This window comes from Methylobacterium gnaphalii, assembly GCF_007992215.1.
Lineage (GTDB): Bacteria > Pseudomonadota > Alphaproteobacteria > Rhizobiales > Beijerinckiaceae > Methylobacterium > Methylobacterium gnaphalii.
Window position 1 is genome coordinate 86,507 of sequence record NZ_BJZV01000012.1, and the last position, 20,556, is coordinate 107,062.

Here is a 20,556-nt window from a genome sequence, read left to right on the forward strand (position 1 = left end):
ATGCACCTACTGCGCGTCGACACGGTCTCCCTCGACGAGGGCGAAGCGGCGGTCGATCTCGGGCAGAGCCCGGGCGACCTCGTCGTGCTGTCCTTCACCGACAGCGACCTGTCCTCGATCGCGGATGCCTACGCCGCCGAGCCCGAACTGCCCTCGCTGCGGCTCGCCAAGCTCGCTACCCTGCGTCACCCGATGTCCGTGGATCTCTACGTCGATGCGGTGATCGCGCAGGCAAAGGTCTGCCTGATCCGCTGCCTCGGCGGCCTCGATTACTGGCGCTACGGCATCGAGCGTGCCGCGGCCGCCGCCCGCGCTCATGGCGTGCGGCTTGCGGTGCTGCCGGGCGATGACCGGCCGGATGCACGGCTCGACGCGTTCTCGACCGTGCCGTCCGAACTGTCGGAGACCCTCGACGCGTATTTTCGCGCGGGCGGCATTGGCAACCTGCGCAACCTCCTGCGCCGCCTCGCGGCCGAGGCCGGGCACGCGCTCCCCTTCGAGCCGCCGCAAGCGCTGCCCCGGGGCTTTCCGTGGCATCCCGCAAGCGGGCCCTGCTCGCTCGAAGCCGCCGAGGCTGCCGCCGGTCCTGGACCGCGCGCGCTGCTGCTGGTCTACCGTTCGGCCGTCCTTTCCGGCGAGACCGGGCCTGCCACGGCGGTCGTCGCGGCCCTCCGCGAGCGCGGCATCGGCTGCGTGACACTCGCGGTCTCGAGCCTCAAGGACCCGGAAGCCGTCGCCGTGGTGCGGGCCGCGATCGGCGCGAGGCGGCCGGACGTCATCGTCGCCGCCACCGCCTTCTCGGCACGCGAGGATGCCGGCTTCGTCCTCGACGTGGCGGATTGCCCGGTGCTGCAGGCCTACACGATCGGCGCCTCCCGCGAGGCCTGGGCGGCTTCCACCCGCGGCATGAACGCGGCTGACCTCGCCATGCAGATCGCCCTGCCGGAATTCGATGGCCGCCTGTCCGGCTTCCCGGTTTCCTTCAAGGAAGAGACCGACGTCGTCGACGGTTTCGTCGGTCGACGCGCCATGGCCGACGCGGAGGGCATCGCCGCCCTCGCCGACCGCGCTGCCGCTTGGATCCACCTCGCAGCGACGCCGCGCGCGGAGCGCCGGATCGCGCTGGTGATGTCGGACTATCCCGCACGCGGCGGGCGTGCCGGCTACGCTGTCGGGCTGGACACGCCGGAAAGCGCGCGCGCAATCGCCGAGGATCTGGCGCAGGCAGGGTACCCGGCAACCGAGCTTCCCGTCGCGCGCAACCTCATGCGTGCGCTGACAGAGGGCGAGGCCGGCTTTTCGGTCCCGCTTACAGCTTACCAAGAGTGGTTCGACGGTCTGCCCCCCGAGTTGCGGGACGAACTCGTGGCGCGATGGGGACAGCCCGAGGCCGACCCCGCCTGCACCGATGGCGCGTTTCGCTTCCGAGCCATCTCGTCCCTTCCGTCACTGCCAGCGCAGCCGGGCAATCCAGGCGACGTTTCCGCGTCCGAAACGTCTGGATTGCCCCGCTGCGCTGGCAGTGACGGCGGTGAAGGCCATCTCACCGTCTTCCTTCAACCCGATCGCGGACGCGCGGCCGACCGGAAGGCCGGCTATCACGACCCCGACGAGCCGCCGACGCACGCCTATCTCGCCTTCTATATCGGTCTGCGCACCCGCTTCGATGCCCTGATCCATCTCGGCACGCACGGCACGACGGAATGGCTGCCTGGCAAGGCCGTGGCGCTCTCACCCGATTGCTGGCCGGCCCGCGCCATCGGCGCGCTACCCGTGGTCTATCCTTTCATCGTCGACGACCCGGGCGAGGCGGCGCCGGCCAAGCGACGCCTCGGCGGGATCGCGCTGGGGCATCTGACGCCGAGCGTCGAGGCCTCAGGCCTGACGCCCGAGGCGGCGGCCTTGCGCGAGCTTGTCGAGGAATACTCGTCCGCGAGTGTGCTCGATCCGCGCCGCGCCGGCCTGATCGCCAGCGCGATCCTCGACGAGGCCGCGCGGGCCGGCCTGCTCGCGGGTGCGGGGATCGCCCCCGACACGCCCATGGCCGACGCCCTGACCACGCTCGACGCGCATCTCTGCGATCTCGGCGAGACCCCGATCCGCGACGGTCTCCACGTCTTCGGTCGCGCCGCGCCGGATGCCTGCGACGCGATGCGCGCCTGCGCCGAGGCCGAGCGCGCTGGCCTGCTCGCGGCCCTCGATGGGCGCTTCGTCCCCCCCGGCCCCGCTGGCTCGCCCTCTCGCGGGCGCAGCGACGTGATGCCCACAGGCCGCAATCTCACCACCCTCGACCCGCGCAGCCTGCCGACCCGCGCCGCGACCATGCTCGGTGCCAAGGCGGCCGATGCGGTGGTCCGGCGCTATCTGCAGGACGAGGGCGAGTATCCGGCCCGGATCGTGATGGATCTCTGGGCCTCGCCGACGCTCCGCACCGGCGGCGAGGACGTTGCGCACGCCCTCTCGCTGATGGGCGTGCGGCCGACCTGGGACAACGCCACCACCCGCGTCACCGGCTTCGAGGTGCTGCCGCTCGCCGTCCTGGATCGCCCCCGCATCGATGTGACCTGCCGCGTCTCCGGAGCGTTTCGCGACACGTTTCCGGACACCCTGGCCCTGCTCGACCGCGCAGCCCGCGCTGTCGCCGCAAGGGATGAGGAGGATGGCGAAAATCCCCTCGCCGCCTCCCGCCGCCGCGGCGAGTCCGTTGCCCGCGTCTACGGCGCAGCCCCTGGGCGATACGGTGCCGGCGCGGCCGAAATGGCACTCGACGGTGCGTGGAAGGACCGCGCAGATCTCGGCCAGGCCTATCTCGCGGCGACCTCGCACGCCTTCGGCGATGCCGAAGGCGGTGATGCGGGCTTCGCCGAGCGCGTGGCTGCCGCCGACGCCTATATCCACGCCTTCGACGTCGCCGAGCGCGACCTGCTCGACGGCGATGCCGCGGCCGACGCCATGGGCGGCTTCTTCGCCGCAGCCGGCCACCAGGACGCGCCGCCCGCGCTCTACAGCCTCGACACATCCGACCCCGAGAAGCCCCGCGCCCGGACGGCGCGCGAGGACGTCACGCGGCTCATCCATGGCCGCCTCGCCCATCGGCGCTGGATCGACGGGCAGCTCCGCCATGGCTGGCGCGGCGCGCAAGAACTCGCGCAGGGAATCGACGCGGTCTTCGTGCTTGCCGCCACGACCGATGCCGTCTCGAGTGCCGACCTCGACCGGCTCCACGCTGCCTGGATCGGGGATCTCGATGTCTTCGAGTGCCTGCGCGCGGCCAACCCCGACGCGACCCGCGCCATCCTCGACCGCTTCGACGAGTTGCGCGACCGCGGCCTCTGGCAGAGCCGCCGCAACACGGCGCCAGCCGAGGCGCTGATGCAGGAGGCCGCGGAATGAGCGTCGCGCGGCGCCAACCTCCCGCCGAGGCCAGCCGTCGCGGCTGGTGCCCCAGCCTCGCACGGCCGATGCCCACCGGCGACGGCCTGCTCGCCCGCGTCCACCCTCCGCTCGGCATCCTGAGCGCCACCCAGCTGCGCGCCGTGGCCGAGGGCGCTCGCCGTTACGGAAACGGCCACATCGACATCACGGCGCGGGGCAACCTGCAGATCCGTGGCGTGAGCGAGGAGACCGCCTGCCCGCTGGCGGCCCATCTCACCGCTGCCGGCCTCGGCGACGTCCGCGCCGATGGCGGCCCGCTGCGCCTGACGCTGACGAGCCCGCTGGCGGATTGCGATTCCGATGCGCTGATCGACGCCACGGCTATGGCGCAGGCGATCGAGGCCGTCGGCCTGACGATACACGGCCTTCCGGCGAAGACGCTCGTGGCGATCGAGAGCGGTGGGCGCTGGGGACTCGGCGCGATGGAGCCCGATCTCTTCGTCCGTCCGATCGGCAGGAATCGCGTCGTGATCGGCTTGGCGACGGATATGGGTCCGCTCTGGTGCGATGACATCGCCGCTGACGATGCACCCGCCGCGATGGACCGGGCGCTGACCGCCTTCGCGGCGACCGGACGCCGCCGCATGCACGATCTCGACGACGCCGAGCGCGAGCGGGTTGCCGGGGCAGCGCGGGGTGCCGCCCTGACGCCCCTCCCTGCCGCTCATCGCGAGGAACATGGCTGGGACGAGCCGATCGATGCACCGGCTCCCGGCACGATCCCCCTGACTTCAGACACAGTCGCGATTGTCGTGGAGGCCCCATTCGGCCGCTCTACCGCCGAAGGCCTCGATGCCGCTGCAGGATTACTGCCTGCGGAAACGATGCCCCATCATTCGCAGCCCAACAGCCGTCATTCCGGGGCCGCGCAACCGAACCCGACATCCACGACGGAGCACGAGGCTCGGTGCGGCATCTCGGACGGATTGCCCGCCCCTGGTGAGGCCTGGAACGACGAGGAGTTCGGAGGCTGCAACGGTATCGAGCTGACGGCCTCACGCGGCCTGGTTCTCGTTCTCCCACGAGCCATGGCCACGGCCGCGCGTGATGCCCTCGCCGCCGCCGGCTTCATCACCGACCCGGCCGATCCCCGTCGTGCCATCGCTGCCTGCCCCGGTGCGCCCGCCTGCGCTTCGGGAACGACTCCGGTTCCCGAGCACGCCACCCGTCTCGCCCAAGCCTTCGCGCCCTTCGCCGCCCGCGGCCTCACGGCCCATGTCTCGGGCTGCGCCAAGGGCTGCGCCCATCCCCGCCCTGCCAGTCTCACGCTCGTGGGCGAGGGCGGCCACTACCGCATCGTCCTCGACGGCACGCCGGGCGACGGGGGGCAGGCGCCATGCCTGACTTTCGAGGCGGCCCTCGACCGCGTAAGGAGGGCCGTTCCGGCGCGATCCTTAGCCGGTGCCTTCCCGTCATGACCGCCAGGATTTCGAGGACGATGCGGCCCCGGCACGACTACATCCGCGACGGCAGCGCGATCTATGCGCGCTCCTTCGCCATGATCCGCGCGGAATCCGATCTCTCCCGCTTCGCCGGCACCGCCGAGCGCGTCGTGGTGCGGATGATCCATGCCTGCGGCATGACCGACCTGCCGAAGGACGTGGAGGCTTCCTCCGATTTCGCTGAGGCCGGCGAGCGCGCGCTGAAGGCCGGCGCGCCGATCCTATGCGATGTCCGCATGGTCGCCGACGGCGTTACCCGCAGCCGGCTTCCGGCCCGCAACGAGGTCATCTGCACGCTCGGCGATCCGCGTGTGCCGGATCTCGCCGCAAAGATGCAAACCACCCGCTCCGCCGCCGCGATGGAGCTGTGGCGGGAGCACCTGCCGGGGAGCGTCGTGGCCGTCGGCAACGCGCCGACCTCGCTCTTCCGCCTGCTCGAATTGCTCGACGAGGGCATCGCGCCACCCGCCGCCGTGATCGGCATCCCCGTCGGCTTCGTCGGCGCGGCCGAGTCGAAAGAGGCGCTTGCCCGCGATGGCCGCGTACCCTTCATCGTCGTCCACGGCCGCCGCGGCGGCAGCGCCATGACCGCCGCCGCGGTCAACGCACTCGCCAGCGAGGTCGAGTGATGGAGGCGAGCGAGCGCATCGAAGGCGATCAGGTGAACACGCCGAACATGACGCGCGTGATCACGACCGGAACGCTCTACGGCGTCGGCATGGGGCCCGGCGATCCGGAGTTGCTGACGCTCAAGGCCCTGCGCGTGCTCGAGCGGGCGCCGGTGCTCGTCCACTTCTGCAAGAAGGGCCGGCGCGGCAATTCACGAACGATCGCCGACGCAGTCGTGACCGATCCAGGCCGCGAATTCCCGCTGATCTACCCCTACACGACCGAGCTGGCACCCGATGACGCCGAGTACGTGTCGGCGCTCGCCGCCTTCTACGACGATGCTGCGGCCCGGCTCTCGGACCATCTCGGCGCCGGCCGCGACGTGGCAATCCTCTCCGAGGGCGACCCGTTCTTCTACGGCTCCTTCATGCACCTGTGGCGGCGCCTGAAGGGGCGCTTCCCCATCGAGGTGATCCCGGGAGTCACCGGCATGTCCGGTTGCTGGACGCGTGCCGGCACCCCAATCACCTGGGGCGACGACGTGCTCACGGTGCTTCCGGCGACGCTGCCCAACGAAAAGCTCCTCGCCCGCCTCCACGACGCCGACGCCGCCGTGATAATGAAGCTGGGACGGCACCTGCCCAAGGTGCGCGCAGCCCTTTCCGCGACAGGCCTCCTGGACCGTGCCGTGTATGTCGAGCGGGGCACCATGGCCGGCGAGAGCATCGTGCCGCTCGCGGAGAAGGGCGACGACAGGGCGCCATACTTTTCCATGGTGCTGGTGCCCGGCGAGGGCCGCCGGCCGTGAGCCGAGGCTCGGTCACCATCATCGGCCTCGGCCCCGGAGACCCGCGCCTGCTGACCGGGGCAGCGAGCGAGGCCCTTGCCCAGGCCGAGGATCTGATCGGCTATTTTCCCTACGTCGCCCGTGTGCCGGAGCGGCCGGGGCTCGTGCGCCATGCCAGCGATAACCGCGTCGAGGTCGACCGCGCCCGGCACGCGCTGCAGCTTGCGGCGTCGGGTCGACGGGTTGCGGTCGTATCGGGCGGCGATCCGGGCGTCTTTGCGATGGCAGCAGCGGTGTTCGAAGCGGTCGACCATGGCGAGCCAAGCTGGCGCGAACTCGACATCACCGTCGAGCCCGGCATCACGGCGATGTTAGCCGCAGCAGCGCAGCTCGGCGCCCCCTTGGGCGGCGATTTCTGCGCGCTCTCGCTCTCGGACAACCTCAAGCCCTGGGACGTCATTACAGCTCGGCTGAGAGCGGTGTTCGAAGCGGATTTCGTGGCAGCACTCTACAATCCGATCTCCTCGGCACGGCCCTGGCAGCTCGGGCACGCGCTTGGGCTTGCTGCGGAATTTCGCGCCGGCAGCACGCCTGTGATTTTCGCGCGAGCCGTGTCTCGCCCAGACGAGGCGATCCGCGTCATGACCCTTGACGAGGCGCGCGAGGCCACCGCTGACATGGCGACGGTGGTCATCATCGGCGCGTCCGGTACGCGGTTCATTGCGCGGGAGAGCGGGATACCCTTCGTTTACACGCCGCGCAGCGTACCGGGTTGAAGCTTCGACTGTCATCTCGACCACAACGAAGCAATCTAGAATAGACCTGCGCCGTCAGAGATTTGGTCCTGGATTGGTTTGTTGTGCGTGCGATGAGGGAAGCGGCTCGGCCAGCCACCGCAAAGCCTCCTTGACATCGGCCACTGAGGGCACGTTGGGCATCTCCGGTCGCTTCACGATGACGACCGGGATGCCGAGTGCGCGCGCTGCGGAGATCTTGGCGGAGGTGGCAGCACCGCCGGAGTTTTTGGTGACCAGCACATCCGCCTTCGCGTCTCTCAGGAATGCGATCTCGTCGTCCAAGGTGAAGGGGCCGCGCGCCGAGACCTCGGTCCACCTTGGCAGAGAGACAATGTCGCCGACAGGTTCGATCGTCCGGGCGAGGTAGTCGTGCTGAGGCGCGCGGGCGAAGGCGGCGAGTTCCTGACGGCCTATGGTGAGAACGACGCGGCGAGGTACGGGGCCGAGGGCGGCGGCGGCTTCCTCCATGTCGGCGACCTCAGTCCAGTCGTCGCCCCCAATGGGCTGCCAGGCGGGGCGACGGATCGCGAGAAGCGGCACCCCGGACTGCGCGCAAGCCGTTGCGGCGTTTCGCGAAATGCGAGCGGCGAAGGGGTGTGTGGCGTCGATCACGCGGGCGATCCGGTGCTCGATCAGCCAGGCCGTCAGCCCCTCCGCGCCGCCGAAGCCTCCGATGCGTGTGGGAACGCTGCTCACGGCAGGCTTCGAGGTGCGCCCGGCAAGAGACAGCGTCAGCGCGAACATCATGTTTCCGGTGAGCATCCTTAGCAACGCGGAGGCTTCGCTCGTGCCGCCCAGGATCAGCACCGGCAAACCCTGCCTTGCCTCCATTTTCGACGCCTTGATTTTGCGGCAGCACCCTACCAGCCTTCGACCACATAGCCCGAGACGTTCGGATCGTCGCCACTGCCTCTGCCGCGGCGACGCCAAATGCTCGCGACGCCGTTCCGCGGCGACGGCCTGACCGACCAGCCATGCTGACGTTTCAGCCGGTCGGGGCAATTACGAGGCGGGACGTCGAGCGCCCGAAACACCCGCGATGCCTCGCGGCGACCGGGTCGACGGGGGCCGCGCTGCAGTCGACCTGGCGCAGACAAAGCTCGGCGTCGATGAACGCAGCGCCAGTTCCTCGACGAAGTTCATCACGCGTGACGCGCGCAGCGGCTCGCTGAAGAGATAGCCCTGCACCTGGTTGCAGCCCTCCCGGCAGACACCCTCGAACTGCTCGGCGGTCTCTACGCCCTCCGCCGTGATCGTCGCCCCGGTTCGCTCGCCGAGGCCGACGATGGCGCGCACGATCGCCGCCGTATTCCCGTCGCTGATGTCGCGGATGAAGCTGCGATCGATCTTGATCTTGTCGAAGGGGAAACGGCGCAGATAGCTCAGGCTCGAATATCCGGTTCCGAAATCGTCGAGGGCGATGCGCACACCGAGGTCACGAAGCCGATGCAGGCAGGCCACGACGCTCTCTGCATCGCTCATCAGCACGCTCTCGGTGATCTCGAGCTCGAGGCGGTGGGCGGGCAGGCCCGATGCCGAGAGAGCATCTCCCACGACCTTCTCGAGGCCGGGCCGCGCGAACTGGACCGCCGAGACGTTCACGGCAACCCGTAGGTCGCCCGGCCAGGAGGCGGCCTCGCGGCAGGCCTCGTGCAGCGCCCAGCTGCCGAGCGCCACGATCAGCCCGGTCTCCTCGGCCAACGGAATGAACTCGGTTGGAGGGATGGTGCCGCGTACAGGGTGCGTCCAGCGCATCAGCGCCTCGAATGCCCGTACCGTTCGGCTCGCCGCATCAACGATCGGCTGATAGTGCAGCAGGAACTCGCTGCGCATCACCGCGTCGCGCAGGTCGAGTTCGAGCAGGGTTCGCTCCGAAACGTCGGAGCCCATGCCGTCATCGTAGAAGCAAAACGTGTTGCGCCCCGCTTTCTTGGCCCTGTAGAGCGCGATGTCGGCCTGCCGGAAGAGCCCGTCTGCGCCGTCCGATACTCCGCATCCCTGCACGATCCCCAGGCTGACCCCGACGCAGGCGGAGTGTCCGCACAGATCGACCGGCTCACCCACGATATCGATGATGCGACGCGCCGTGGCCCTGGCGGAGTCTGCATCCCGTGTCGTGCTGAGGATGATCGCGAACTCGTCGCCGCTGAGCCTGGCCACCGTGTCGGTGTCGCGCACCGCCGAGGTCAGACGCTTCGCGATGATGCGAAGCAGTTCGTCGCCGGCCGGGTGACCGAGGCTGTCGTTGACCGTCTTGAAGCGATCGAGGTCGCAGGCGAGGATCGTGAATCCGCCTCCCTGCCGGCGCGCGGCTGCCAATGCATCGTCGAGGCGCTCGCGGAACAGGGCTCGGTTCGGCAAGCCCGTCAGCGCGTCGTGGTTCGCCATATGCGCGATCTTCAGCTCGGCTTCCTTGCGGCGCGTGATGTCGATGTGGGTGCCGACGACGCGCAGCGCCCGCCCGTTCTGATCGCGCGCGACCGCCTTGCCGCGCGCCAGCGTCCAGACATAGCCGCCGCTCTTTCGCCTCAGGCGATACTCGCACTCGTAGGCGGGCGTGAGACCGGCGAGATGATCCAAGAACAGCCGGCGCGAACGCTCGGCGTCCTCGGGGTGAACGAGATGGTGCCACGTGTTGATGTGCGGGACGATCTCGTTCGCCCGGTAACCGAGCATGTCGAACCAGTGGCTCGACAGCTCGATCTCCCCGGTGGTGAGGTCGAGGTCCCACAAGCCGTCGCTGCCGCTGTCGAGCGCCAGCGACAGGCGTTCCTCGCTCAAGCGAAGCGCCTCCTCCGCCGCGCGGCGCGCGGAGATATCGCGCAGGGAGGCGACATACCCTGTCGGCCGGCCAGAGGAATCGCGCGTGAGCTTGAAGGACGCCTCGACCCAGACCCAGTGTCCGGCCTTGTGCCGGTAGCGCTGGACCGTCAGGGCCTCCTCGTGCTTGCCCTGCACCAGATCATCGAGGATGCGCCGGAATTCGTCCTTCTCGGTAGGATGGACCGTGTCGAGAGGGTGGGTGCCGAGGAGCGCCTCGGGCTCGTAGCCGAGCACAGTTCTCACGGCCGGTGAGATAAAGCGACGCCGGACATCGAGTTCCAGCCAGACGACGATGTCGGTCGTGTTATCGGCCAGCAGCTTGTAGAGCTGCTCCATCTCCTGGACGGCAGAACTCTTTCCCGAACTGAGCGGTCGTCGTTTGGCCAATGCCGCGCGCATCATGAGAGTGACGTTGGCTCCCGTCGTGACAGCTCCGGAGACGAGCATCAGCGGCAACCATGTGAATGACCCGGAAACAACTGGTTTTAATCGGACGCGCAGACACAGCGAATCTTGGAACTGAGATTTTCATTGCTGCACAATTGCCGAGGATTCCCCCCGATGGTTGCGTTGCATCGTGAAGAGTTCAACCGGAACAGTTCGTAGAGGGTCTGCCGTCCGGCTCAGCCGGCTGCCGCCCTCTCCAAAGCCGCCACGTCGAGCTTGACCATGGTGGTCATCGCAGCGAAGGCGCGGCCGGCGACGGCCGGGTCTGGATCGGCCAGCAGGCGGATCATGATCTCGGGAACGATCTGCCACGGCACGCCCCAGCGATCGCGCAGCCAGCCGCACTGAATCTCCGATCCGCCATCCGCGGTGAGCGCGGCCCAGAGCCGATCGACCTCGGCCTGATCCTGACACGTGACGGAGATCGAGGCGGCCGTGCCGTAATCGGCCCGGTTGCCGCCATTCAGGCCCTGGTAGCTCTGCCCGGCGAGGTTGAAGACGACGAGGATGACGTCGCCGGTCTCCCCTGCCGGCCAAGGGCCCGGCGAGCGCTGCACATGCTCGATGGCGGAGCCCGGGATCAGCGAGGTGTAGAAGCGGGCTGCTTCCTCGGCGTCACGTTCGAACCAGAGGCAGGTGCTGACCTTCGCCATTGCGGCGTCCCCCCTCGAATCGTCTCTTGGCCCGACCCGAGGATGCCTGCTTGCGCCCGGCAATCATAGCGCAAGGCCGCGAGCGCTGTCCGCTCGCGGCCTTCGAATGACCGGTTCTCGATGCAGTCGGAGAAACGCGCTCAGGCGGCCTGCATCATCGGGTTCAGCACGGCGATCAGCTCGTTCTTCACCCGTTCGGCCTGATCGTTGGCGATCTGGCAGGTGCCGGCCGCCTTGTGACCGCCGCCGCCGTAGCTGAGGCAGACCGAGCCGACGTCGACCGGCGATCCCCGGTCGAGGATCGACTTGCCGATCGCGAAGACGGTGTTCTGCTGCTTCACGCCCCAGATCACGTGAGCCGAGATATCGCAGTCGGGGAACAGCGCGTAGATCATGAAGCGGTTGCCCGCGTAGATCACGTCCTCGTTGCGCAGATCGAGCACGACGAGCTTGCCGTGTGCCCTGGCGCAACGCTGGAGCTGGGCGCGGAAGAGATCCCGGTGCGCCATGTACATCTCGACACGCTCTTGGACGTCCGGGAGCGCGAGAACCTGGTCGACGGTGAGGTCGCGGCAATTCTCGATGAGCTGCATCATCAGCTCGTAGTTCGAGATCCGGAAGCTGCGGAAACGGCCGAGGCCGGTGCGGGAATCCATCAGGAAGTTCATGAGGACCCAACCTTGCGGGTCGAGAATCTCTTCGCGGCTGAACTGGGCGGAATCCGCCTTGTCGACGGCGGCCATCAGGTCAGCGCCGATCTTCGGGAAGGCGGCCGCGCCACCGTAGTAATCGTAGACCACACGCGCGGCCGAGGGGGCGTTCGGGTCGATGACGTGGTTGGCGCGGGTCTCGCCGCAGGCGCGCTTAGCCTCGCTCGAATGGTGATCGAAGGCCATGTGGCAGCCCGCGACGTAGGGCAGGTTCGTGATGATGTCGCGATCGGTGATCGGAACGATGCCGTCCTGCATGTCCTTGGGATGAACGAACTTGATATCGTCGATCAGGCCGGCCTCGCGCAGCAGCATGCCACATACGAGCCCATCGAAATCACTGCGCGTCACCAACCTGTAGGTCTGCTTGGACATGGTGGATCGGTCCCTTCCCGTTCGTGGAAAAGACTTTGTCCGGCGTGTCTTAAGGCGAAGTAAGAAGATCGATCGGGTTGGAAACTTGGAAAACGAAAAGAAACTACCGCGCCCCGCCTTCCCAGGATTGGGGCAAGGTTCCTTCAAGGCTGCACAGGGCGCGACATCCTCGGTCCATGACCGGATCTCTTGTCAGTGACCCATGCATTTATCGAAGAAGACGAGTTCCTGGCCCGTATCGGCATGCTTTTCGTAGGCGTAGTCGCGTGCCCGCGAACGGCAGACGGCTTCCCCGGCATTGGCCGGAGTGGGATTTGCTGCGGTGGCCTGCGCGTTTCGCGAGCGGCGCGCGAGAGACGGCGAAGCCGCCGCGAGCGCCACGACGGATGCCAGCGTGACGAGGAGCACGAGCCGAAATAGGCAGGGGCGCCTCTCGGAGCCTCCCTGAGACCGCGGTCTCATCGTGCCGACCAAGACGATGATGAGCGCTGCAGCGAGCGCCAGCGCACCAGAACTCAGCAGCGTCATGTCGGTGGATCTTTCGGTCGACGTCGTCCAGCCCCTCACTGACGCGCTTACATTGCTCCCCTATGTCTCACCAGTGCGTAGAGAACCGCTCCGCACTGCAATTGCCTACTTGCCGCACTCCCCTTCGGCTTTCGGATCGGCCTTGGCCATGTCGAAGCGGCTCACCGTGCCGTCGATGGCGAAATCGCCGTAGTCGAGGTGGATCGCTCCGCTGACGCCGTTCTCGTAGAGGTCGAAGCTCAGCGTGTAGATCGGGGTGCGCTCGCCATCACCTTGCGTGAAGTAGCTCAACGTCACCGGCCAGCGGCGCATCGTGGCCATGTCGCCCTCCCGCAGCGGCTTGTCGCGATCGGCATTGGCGGCGGCAGGCGTGGCGGAAGGTCGGCCGATCACCGCGAGGGTGTCGTAGACCTTACGGCCGTCGTCCGAGCCGTCGAACACCTTCACGGAGACGGTGGTCTCGCCCTTCCGCGCCGCCTCGATCAGTCTCAGCATGTGGTGGCTCGGGAAAAGCACCGTGCCGTCGACCGTGTACTGGTCGCGTTTGGGCTCCTTCAGCTTGACCTTCACGCCGTCGGCCGAGGTCTCGGCGGTGCCGTCGATTGCGGGGGACGGCACGTTGTTGAGGACGGCTCCGGTCTTGAAGCGCAGGCTCTTGCCGTCACCGGTCTCGTAAGTGGTGTTACGCAGGTCCGAAATGCGCTCGCCGGACTCGCCAGAGGAGAGGATCGTCACCTGCCGGGTCTGGATCGTGTAGCCCTTGCAGGCGTCGCCCGCGAAATCGATGACGATGCGCCCCTGAGCCGCCTCGACCGCGCGGGTGCCCTCGCTCTTGGCGAGCGACAGGTCGTACACGGCGCGATGGTTGGCGAGCCGGATCGGCGCCTCGGCCGGTGCAGCGGGCGTACCTTGCGCCGGTGCGGCGGCGGCGGGCATCGCGGACGCGAGGAAAACGAGGGCGGTCGCGTAGCGAAGGCGCATGACATCTCCCGGAGGACAATGGGTCGTGATATCAGTTAAACGGCGGATCATGGGAATTCTGCGGCCGGCTTGAACCGTCGTTCGAGCCTCACATAGGCGCTTGAACGCGCTCGACAAACCAGCGTTGTGTCTGCCGGAAATACTATCCGCTCACAACTGCGAGCCTGATGCCCGCGCTATTCCGCAACAGAAGACGATATTCTCACCTAAGCGCAGCACACGATCGAACTATCTGCTCTTTTTCGAGTAAATCGAAAACTACATTACTTCCGATGTGGATCGTTGCGCAGACGCTCTTGACGCATGAAAACGCGCTCTAAGGCTTGTTGTGCTGATTGTTTCCACGTGCAGTAACCAGCTTCCACGGTGAAAACCATCACCGCGCCGAACGGGACGCTTGCGCCGGGAACGGGCGCTCCTGTAGGGTTCATCCATCCGCAGAGAGGGGCTCGGCGGACGCTGTCGACAGGTCGCCGGAACGCGCGTGGCGGGCTTGTTGCGTATCGCCAACCACGACGTCTGCGCGGAGCACCGGGCCATCGATGAGCGCGATTGAATCGGAGGGGGCCATGGTGGAAGCGATTCCGAGCTGGACGGATGAGCGCGTCGAGCTGCTTCGCCGCCTGTGGGAAGAAGGCCTGAGCGCGAGCCAGATCGCGTCGCAGCTCGGTGGAGTTACCCGCAACGCGGTCATCGGCAAAGTGCACCGCCTCGGCCTCGCCGGCCGCGTCAAGCCGAACGGCGCTGGGCAGGTCACGGGCCGCAAGAAGATCGAGACGGAGTCGGAGGCCGCCATCGCGCTCGGCAGCGAGCAGACGATCTCCGAGCCGCCGGCGGTGATCTCGCACCGGCCCGCGCCCAGCTTCCCGCTGACGCAGCCGGCCGCGAAGCCGGAGCAGAACGGTCTCGCCGTATCCGAGCGGGTCACCATCATGGATCTGCGGGAGTCGATGTGCCGCTGGCCGCTCGGCGACCCGACCTCGCCGGATTTCCGCTTCTGCGGCGGCCGCTCCATCACCGGCCTGCCCTACTGCACCCAGCACGCCCAGATCGCCTACCAGCCGGCCGCCGAGCGCAAGCGCGACCGCCGCGTCGCCGGCATCCGCTGATTTGTTCTGAGGGATGCTCCGGCGCTTCGGTGCTGGTTCGTGGGCCGTCGGGTGAAGATCCGGCGGCTTTTTTCTTGGATCGACCCGTCCTTGCTTCGCTATGCCCGCGATGACGTGAGGCTTCACGCCTCCGAAAACATCTCGTCGAACGAGTAGCCGGAGCCGCGCACGGTGCGGATCGGGTCGCTCTGCTTGGGCCGGTTGATCGCCTTGCGCAGGCGGCCGACATGCACGTCGACGGTGCGCTCGTCGATATAGACGTCATGGCCCCAGACGCCGTCGAGAAGCTGCTCGCGGGAGAAGACGCGGCCGGGGCTGCGCATGAGGAATTCGAGCAGCTTGAACTCGGTCGGCCCGAGATGGATCTCGCGGCCCGAGCGGCGGATGCGGTGGCTGACCCGGTCGAGCTCGATGTCGCCGGCCGAGAGCGTCCCGGAAACATGGGCGGGCTTCGTTCGGCGTAGCAGCGCGCGGACGCGGGCCAGCAGCTCCGGTACCGAGAACGGCTTGACGATGTAGTCGTCGGCGCCGGTGGCAAGACCGCGGACACGGTCACCCTCTTCGCCACGTGCGGTCAACATGATGACCGGAAGCTGCTCGGTCTCGCGGCGGGCGCGGATGCGCCGGCACAGCTCGATCCCGGACAGGCCCGGCACCATCCAGTCGAGCAGGATCAGGTCGGGAAGCTGCTCGCGCAGCAGCAAGTCGGCCTCGTCGCCGCGCTCGGCGCAGGTCACCTCGAAGCCTTCGGCTTCGAGGTTGTAACGGAGCAGCGTCGTGAGGGATTCCTCGTCCTCGACGATCAGGATTCTGGCGTGCATCGGCCGGCCGGCTACGGAGAGAGGAGGGCTTTAATCGTTACGCACCCGGCGTGACCGTCGCATAGTTCGACGCATCGTTCTTCGGGCGTTCTCCCGCCAGAGTTTCGCCGGTGACGAGGTAGTGGATCGTCTCGGCGATGTTGGTGGTGTGATCGCCGATGCGCTCGACGTTCTTGGCGCAGAACAGAAGGTGCGTGCAGAACGAGATGTTGCGCGGATCTTCCATCATGTAGGTGAGCAGCTCGCGAAACAGCGAGTTGTAGAGCGCGTCGATCTGGCCGTCCCGCTCCCAGACATCGTGGGCAGCGTCCAGGTTGCGGCTGGCATAGGCGTCGAGCACGTCCTTGAGCTGCTCCTGCACCAGGTCGCTCATGTGCTCGACTCCTAGCACGATCTTCTGCGGCTGGGTCTGATCGGCGATCGCGACGACGCGCTTGGCGATGTTCTTGGCCAGATCGCCGATCCGCTCCAGGTCGCCCGAGACGCGGATGCCCGAGATGGTCTCGCGCAGGTCGATGGCGAGCGGCTGCCGACGGGCGATGAGCAGCACCGAGCGCTCCTCGATCTCACGCTGCAGCACGTCGAGGCGCTTGTCGGAGGCGATGACCTTCTCGGCCAACCCCGTATCGCGGCGGACCAGCGCGACAGTGGCGTCGGCCATCATCTTCTCGGCCACGCCGCCCATCTCGGCGATCTGACGGCGAAGGTCCTCGAGATCCTGGTCGTAGGAAGAGACGATGTGTTCGGACATGTACGGGCTCCGGCGCGGGCCAGTTCGATGAGGAAGCGACAGGCTCAGCCGAAGCGGCCGGTGATGTAGTCCTGCGTCTGACGTTTCTCGGGGTTCATGAACATCTTCGTCGTCGGCGCGAACTCGATCAGCTCGCCGAGATACATGAAGGCGGTGAACTGCGAGATGCGGGCGGCCTGCTGCATGTTGTGCGTGACGATGACGATGGTGAACTCGCTGCGCAGCTGCTCGATCAGCTCCTCGATCCGGCTGGTGGAGATCGGGTCGAGGGCCGAGGTCGGCTCGTCGAAAAGGATGACCTCGGGGCGCTGGGCGACCGAGCGGGCGATACAGAGGCGCTGCTGCTGGCCGCCGGAGAGGCCGGTGCCGGGCTGCTTGAGCTTGTCCTTCACCTCGTCCCACAGCGCCGACTTGCGCAGGGCGTCCTCGACGCGGCCGTCGAGCTCGGACTTCGGCAGACGCTCGTAGAGGCGCAGGCCGAAGGCCACGTTGTCGTAGATCGACATCGGGAAAGGCGTGGGCTTCTGGAAGACCATGCCGACGCGGGCACGCAGCTCGTTGAGGTCCACCTTCGGATCCAGCACATTCTGGCCGTCGAGCAGGATCTGGCCGGTAGCGCGCTGCTCCGGATAGAGCGAGTAGATCCGGTTGAAGGTGCGCAGCAGAGTAGACTTGCCGCAGCCCGACGGCCCGATCAGCGCCGTAACCTGACGATCGTGGAAGTTCAGGTTGACGTTCTTAAGGCCGTGGAACTGGCCGTAATAGAAGTTCAGATCCTTGACCGCGATGCGGACGGGCGCAGTCTCGTCGGCCGGGTTACGGCCTGCGAGCTGGCTGCTCATCGTATTGGTCGGGCTCATGATATCGGAGTCCTTGGCGGGCTGCAGGGCGGACGGGCTCAGCGCGCCCGCTGATCCTTGATGACGAGGCGCGCGACGACCGAGAGCGCCAGGATGGCAATGGTGATCAGCAGTGCGCCGGCCCAGGCCAGGCTCTGCCAGTTGCCGTAGGGCGAGAGCGCGAACTGATAGATCATCACCGGCAGGTTCGGGATGCCGCCGAGCAGGTTGGCATTGAACCAGTTGTTGTTGTTCAGCGCCGTGAAGAGCAGCGGCGCCGTCTCGCCGGCGATGCGGGCGAGCGCCAGGATGATGCCGGTGACGATGCCGGCCGAAGCGGCCCGCCAGGTGATTGTCTTGATGACGTAGGAAGGCGGAGCGCCGAGCGCGGCACCAGCCTCGCGCATCTGGCTCGGGACGAGACGCAGCATGTCCTCGGTGGTGCGCACGATGACAGGGGTTGCGATGATGGCGAGCGCCACGCCGCCGGCCCATCCCGAATAGGTCCCCATCGGCCGCACCATCAGGGTGTAGACGAACAGGCCGATCAGGATCGACGGCGCCGAGAGCAGGATGTCGTTGAGGAAGCGGATCAGGTCCGCGAGCCGCGAGCCGCGGCCATACTCGGCGAGAAAGGTGCCCGCCATCACACCAACGGGTGTCGCGATCACGATGCCGAGGAAAGTCAGCACCATGCTGCCGACGATAGCGTTGGCGATACCGCCGCCTTCCGAGCCAGGTCCAGGCGTCGGATGGGTGAACAGCAGGGGCGAGAAGCCCTTCACGCCCTCGACGATGAGCATGAGCAGGATCGAGCCGAGCACGACGATGCCGAGCAGCGTCGCCAGGGTGCTCGCTGTGATCAGGATCTTGTCGGCCACGCGGCGGCCGGGGCGGACGCGGTTGGCGCGGAGCGATGGCGCGCCGGCCGGTGCCGGGGCAAGGAGGGGGTTCTGGGCGTCCATCGGTCGAGACTCCTGTCGCTCAGGCGACCTTGGCACGGCGCGTCAGCAGCCGCGCAATGATCAGGACGATGAAGGTGATGACGAAGAGCAGGCAGCCGAGCGCCATCAGCGCGTTGAGCTGCATGCCATCGGCCTCGTTGAACTCGTTGGCGATGCGCGAGGCGATGGTCGAGCTCGGGTCGAAGATCGAGGCCGAGAGGCGGTTGGCATTGCCGACCACGAAGGTCACCGCCATGGTCTCGCCCAGTGCGCGGCCGAGGCCGAGCATGATCGCGCCGATGATCGAGACCGAGGCTTGCGGCACGAGCACATGGCGCACGACCTCCCAGGTGGTGCAGCCGATGCCGTAGGCACTCTCGCGCAGCACGGTCGGGATCTGGTCTAGCATGTCGCGGGTGATCGAGGCCACGAACGGCACGATCATGATTGCCAAGATGATGCCGGCGGTGAGCACGCCGACGCCCGATGGCACGCGGGCGTAGAGGATGGTGCCGACGACCGGCAGGCCCTCGACCAGGTTCGAGACCGGGATCTGCACGAAGCGCGAGAACAGCGGCGCGAAGATGAACAGGCCCCACATGCCGTAGATGATGCTCGGCACCGAGGCGAGCAGCTCGATGGTCATGGCAACCGGCTTGCGGGCCCAGCCGGGACAGAGCTGCGTCAGGTAGACGGCGATGCCGAGCGAGATCGGCACGCCGATGAGAAGGGCGATGACGGCCGAGGCCAGGGTGCCGAGGACGGCGACGAGAGCGCCGTATTGCTCGGTGCCGACATTCCAGGCGCTCGAGGTGATGAAGCCGAAGCCGAACTCACGGAAGGCTGGCCAACCGCCGTGGATGATCGAGCCGAGGATGCCAGCGAGCACCAGCAGCACCAGAAGCGCGGAACCCACGGCCGCCAACTGGAAAACGCGGTCGAGGCCCCTGCTCGGTGCGGTGCGGCTCACACGGGTCTCGCTGGCCAGGGCGATCTGTTCGGTCAAAGCGGTCATCCGCTGATGCTCTCGGGTAAGGGGCGTCTAGCGCGGGCGAATTCGTGATGCGAGTGCGGGCCGGATTTCCCTCTCCCCCTGCGGGAAACGGTGGCCCTGGCATCGGCGCGGTCGGGAGAGGGAGGGACCTGTCAGGACTATCCTGAGCCGCGCCCTCTCGCGCCTTCTTCGCAAGTACCCTTTTCCTTCAGATCTCAGGCTCGCCCGAGATCTTCACCGAGGTGCCGAAGCCAGGTAGGCCCGACTTCGGCCGGGTGGGCTCGACGTTTGACGACCTTACAGAACGGGCTTGCCGTCCTTGGACGTAATGGTCTTCCACTCTTCGTGGATCAGGCCGACGACGTTGGCCGGGAGCGGCACGTAGTCGAGATCGGAGGCGAGCTTGCCGCCGTTCTTGTAGGCCCAGTCGAAGAACTTGAGCACGTCGCCGGTCTTGGCGGCGTCGGCGGCCTCCTTGTGGACCAGGATGAAGGTCGCGGCAGTGATCGGCCAAGCCTCGTCGCCGGCCTGGTTGGTCAGAGAGATGGCGAAGCCCGGAGCGGCCTTCCAGTCGGCGCTGGCAGCAGCGGCCTGAAAGGCCTTGTCGTCAGGCGTGGGGTACTTGCCAGCCTTGTTCTGGATCAGGGCGTAGGCGAGCTTGTTCTGCTTGGCGTAGGCGGACTCGACGTAGCCGATCGAGTTGGGGATCTGCTTGACGTTGGCGGTGACGCCCTCGTTACCCTTGCCGCCCTGACCGGCCGGCCAGGAGATCGTCGTCGCAGCACCGAACTCCTTCTTCCAGCCTTCCGAGACTGACGACAGGTAGGTGGTGAAGATGTTCGTCGTGCCGGAGGCATCCGAGCGGTAGACCGGCGTAATATTCGCCTCGGGAAGCTTCAGCCCCTCGTTGAGTTTGGCGATCTTGGGGTCCGACCACTTCGAGATCTTGCCCGCGTAGATGTCAGCGATGATCTCACCGGTGAGCTTGAGCTTGCCCGGCTCGAGACCGGCGATGTTCACCACGGTCACCACGCCGCCCATGACGGTCGGGAACTGTAGGAGGCCATCCTTGGCGAGCTGCTCACCCTTGAGCGGTGCGTCGGTCGCGCCGAAATCAACAGTCCTGGCCTGGATCTGCTTGATACCACCGCCGGAACCGATCGACTGGTAGTTCAGGCCGTTTCCGGTCTCCTTGCGGTAGGCTTCCGCCCACTTCGAATAGACCGGGAAGGGGAAGGTGGCGCCGGCGCCCGTGATGTCGGCAGCGAGAGCCGAGGAGACGAGCTGGACGGTTGCGAGACCGAGGGACAGCGCGAATGCGAGGGGTTTCATTGCTTCTCCGTGTCATGTCGGCGAAGGGCCGCGGCGTTCTCGCCGAACTCTCGCCAGCGGATGCTCGAGCCCTGTTTTGCGGGAGCGGCCTCCGTCTCTCGACGCTGCCCGCCATATGACGGCGACATGACAGCTGGATGACATCAGGGGTGTCCGTTCGTGAGCGCGCGAAGAACGCG

The 20,556-nt window shown here is 67.2% G+C and carries 18 protein-coding genes; 6 read left to right on the forward strand and 12 right to left on the reverse strand.

What is annotated here, in order from left to right; all coding sequences use genetic code 11:
* From cobN to cobJ, 5 genes are read left to right on the forward strand one after another with little or no spacing between them, the layout of a single operon-like run.
* Nucleotides 1–3,393, forward strand: coding sequence for a cobaltochelatase subunit CobN (cobN, locus tag MGN01_RS11990; protein ID WP_147046850.1), 3,393 nt, complete (start codon nt 1–3; stop codon nt 3,391–3,393).
* Nucleotides 3,390–4,853, forward strand: a complete 1,464-nt coding sequence (locus MGN01_RS11995) for a ferredoxin-like domain-containing protein (RefSeq protein ID WP_147046851.1) — start codon at nt 3,390–3,392, stop codon at nt 4,851–4,853. The genes cobN and MGN01_RS11995 overlap by 4 nt, the downstream gene beginning before the upstream one ends.
* Nucleotides 4,854–4,873: 20 nt before the next feature.
* Complete coding sequence (locus MGN01_RS12000; RefSeq protein WP_147046852.1) at nt 4,874–5,506, forward strand: precorrin-8X methylmutase; 633 nt, start codon at nt 4,874–4,876, stop codon at nt 5,504–5,506.
* Entirely contained in the window at nt 5,506–6,294 is a 789-nt protein-coding gene (locus tag MGN01_RS12005; RefSeq protein ID WP_147046853.1) for a precorrin-2 C(20)-methyltransferase, read from the forward strand. The genes MGN01_RS12000 and MGN01_RS12005 overlap by 1 nt, the downstream gene beginning before the upstream one ends.
* Entirely contained in the window at nt 6,291–7,049 is a 759-nt protein-coding gene (gene cobJ / locus MGN01_RS12010; RefSeq protein WP_147046854.1) for a precorrin-3B C(17)-methyltransferase, read from the forward strand. The genes MGN01_RS12005 and cobJ overlap by 4 nt, the downstream gene beginning before the upstream one ends.
* 54 nt (nt 7,050–7,103) lie before the next feature.
* Here the strand turns inward: cobJ and MGN01_RS12015 are convergent, their stop codons facing one another.
* The 6 genes from MGN01_RS12015 to MGN01_RS12040 all read right to left on the reverse strand — a co-directional run bounded on the left by MGN01_RS12015 (nt 7,104) and on the right by MGN01_RS12040 (nt 13,587).
* On the reverse strand, nt 7,104–7,901 hold the full coding sequence (locus MGN01_RS12015) for a cobalt-precorrin-6A reductase (RefSeq protein WP_147046855.1): 798 nt from the start codon (nt 7,899–7,901) through the stop codon (nt 7,104–7,106).
* Between the two features lie 171 nt (nt 7,902–8,072).
* Complete coding sequence (locus MGN01_RS12020) at nt 8,073–10,340, reverse strand: putative bifunctional diguanylate cyclase/phosphodiesterase (protein ID WP_147046856.1); 2,268 nt, start codon at nt 10,338–10,340, stop codon at nt 8,073–8,075.
* 176 nt (nt 10,341–10,516) lie between these two features.
* Nucleotides 10,517–10,993, reverse strand: a complete 477-nt coding sequence (locus MGN01_RS12025) for a VOC family protein (protein ID WP_147046857.1) — start codon at nt 10,991–10,993, stop codon at nt 10,517–10,519.
* Nucleotides 10,994–11,133: 140 nt separating this feature from the next.
* Nucleotides 11,134–12,078, reverse strand: a complete 945-nt coding sequence (locus tag MGN01_RS12030) for a DHH family phosphoesterase (RefSeq protein WP_147046858.1) — start codon at nt 12,076–12,078, stop codon at nt 11,134–11,136.
* A gap of 192 nt (nt 12,079–12,270) precedes the next feature.
* Complete coding sequence (locus MGN01_RS12035) at nt 12,271–12,606, reverse strand: hypothetical protein (protein WP_147046859.1); 336 nt, start codon at nt 12,604–12,606, stop codon at nt 12,271–12,273.
* Nucleotides 12,607–12,711: 105 nt separating this feature from the next.
* Entirely contained in the window at nt 12,712–13,587 is an 876-nt protein-coding gene (locus MGN01_RS12040) for a cell envelope integrity EipB family protein (RefSeq protein ID WP_147046860.1), read from the reverse strand.
* A 569-nt stretch (nt 13,588–14,156) separates the two neighbouring features.
* Between MGN01_RS12040 and MGN01_RS12045 the strand changes: the two genes are divergently transcribed.
* A complete protein-coding gene (locus MGN01_RS12045; protein ID WP_147046914.1) occupies nt 14,157–14,696 on the forward strand; it encodes a GcrA family cell cycle regulator in 540 nt (179 codons plus the stop codon).
* Between the two features lie 122 nt (nt 14,697–14,818).
* Here MGN01_RS12045 and phoB read toward each other — a convergent pair whose 3' ends face one another.
* The 6 genes from phoB to pstS all read right to left on the reverse strand — a co-directional run bounded on the left by phoB (nt 14,819) and on the right by pstS (nt 20,377).
* The gene (gene phoB / locus MGN01_RS12050; RefSeq protein ID WP_147046861.1) at nt 14,819–15,517 is read right to left on the reverse strand and encodes a phosphate regulon transcriptional regulator PhoB; all 699 of its coding nucleotides are present in this window, start codon (nt 15,515–15,517) and stop codon (nt 14,819–14,821) included.
* Between the two features lie 37 nt (nt 15,518–15,554).
* The gene (gene phoU, locus MGN01_RS12055) at nt 15,555–16,268 is read right to left on the reverse strand and encodes a phosphate signaling complex protein PhoU (RefSeq protein WP_147046862.1); all 714 of its coding nucleotides are present in this window, start codon (nt 16,266–16,268) and stop codon (nt 15,555–15,557) included.
* A gap of 44 nt (nt 16,269–16,312) precedes the next feature.
* Nucleotides 16,313–17,110 carry a phosphate ABC transporter ATP-binding protein PstB gene (gene pstB / locus MGN01_RS12060; protein ID WP_373319182.1) on the reverse strand — a complete coding sequence of 266 codons (798 nt, stop codon included), beginning with the start codon at nt 17,108–17,110 and terminating at the stop codon, nt 16,313–16,315.
* Between the two features lie 56 nt (nt 17,111–17,166).
* Nucleotides 17,167–18,072, reverse strand: coding sequence for a phosphate ABC transporter permease PstA (gene pstA / locus MGN01_RS12065; protein WP_147046864.1), 906 nt, complete (start codon nt 18,070–18,072; stop codon nt 17,167–17,169).
* A 19-nt stretch (nt 18,073–18,091) separates the two neighbouring features.
* On the reverse strand, nt 18,092–19,066 hold the full coding sequence (pstC, locus tag MGN01_RS12070) for a phosphate ABC transporter permease subunit PstC (RefSeq protein ID WP_147046865.1): 975 nt from the start codon (nt 19,064–19,066) through the stop codon (nt 18,092–18,094).
* 276 nt (nt 19,067–19,342) lie between these two features.
* Complete coding sequence (gene pstS / locus MGN01_RS12075; RefSeq protein WP_147046866.1) at nt 19,343–20,377, reverse strand: phosphate ABC transporter substrate-binding protein PstS; 1,035 nt, start codon at nt 20,375–20,377, stop codon at nt 19,343–19,345.
* Nucleotides 20,378–20,556: the final 179 nt, after the last annotated feature.

Coding starts and splice junctions, on each gene's coding strand:
- pstA (WP_147046864.1), bottom strand. CDS start 18,072: ATGGACGCCCAGAACCCCCTCCTTGCCCCGGCACCGGCCGGCGCGCCA.
- MGN01_RS12025 (WP_147046857.1), bottom strand. CDS start 10,993: ATGGCGAAGGTCAGCACCTGCCTCTGGTTCGAACGTGACGCCGAGGAA.
- MGN01_RS12005 (WP_147046853.1), top strand. CDS start 5,506: ATGGAGGCGAGCGAGCGCATCGAAGGCGATCAGGTGAACACGCCGAAC.
- MGN01_RS12035 (WP_147046859.1), bottom strand. CDS start 12,606: ATGACGCTGCTGAGTTCTGGTGCGCTGGCGCTCGCTGCAGCGCTCATC.
- MGN01_RS12020 (WP_147046856.1), bottom strand. CDS start 10,340: ATGCTCGTCTCCGGAGCTGTCACGACGGGAGCCAACGTCACTCTCATG.
- phoB (WP_147046861.1), bottom strand. CDS start 15,517: ATGCACGCCAGAATCCTGATCGTCGAGGACGAGGAATCCCTCACGACG.
- MGN01_RS12015 (WP_147046855.1), bottom strand. CDS start 7,901: ATGGAGGCAAGGCAGGGTTTGCCGGTGCTGATCCTGGGCGGCACGAGC.
- MGN01_RS12030 (WP_147046858.1), bottom strand. CDS start 12,078: ATGTCCAAGCAGACCTACAGGTTGGTGACGCGCAGTGATTTCGATGGG.
- phoU (WP_147046862.1), bottom strand. CDS start 16,268: ATGTCCGAACACATCGTCTCTTCCTACGACCAGGATCTCGAGGACCTT.
- pstC (WP_147046865.1), bottom strand. CDS start 19,066: ATGACCGCTTTGACCGAACAGATCGCCCTGGCCAGCGAGACCCGTGTG.
- MGN01_RS12045 (WP_147046914.1), top strand. CDS start 14,157: ATGGTGGAAGCGATTCCGAGCTGGACGGATGAGCGCGTCGAGCTGCTT.
- pstB (WP_373319182.1), bottom strand. CDS start 17,110: ATGAGCAGCCAGCTCGCAGGCCGTAACCCGGCCGACGAGACTGCGCCC.
- MGN01_RS12000 (WP_147046852.1), top strand. CDS start 4,874: ATGCGGCCCCGGCACGACTACATCCGCGACGGCAGCGCGATCTATGCG.
- cobN (WP_147046850.1), top strand. CDS start 1: ATGCACCTACTGCGCGTCGACACGGTCTCCCTCGACGAGGGCGAAGCG.
- MGN01_RS12040 (WP_147046860.1), bottom strand. CDS start 13,587: ATGCGCCTTCGCTACGCGACCGCCCTCGTTTTCCTCGCGTCCGCGATG.
- MGN01_RS11995 (WP_147046851.1), top strand. CDS start 3,390: ATGAGCGTCGCGCGGCGCCAACCTCCCGCCGAGGCCAGCCGTCGCGGC.
- pstS (WP_147046866.1), bottom strand. CDS start 20,377: ATGAAACCCCTCGCATTCGCGCTGTCCCTCGGTCTCGCAACCGTCCAG.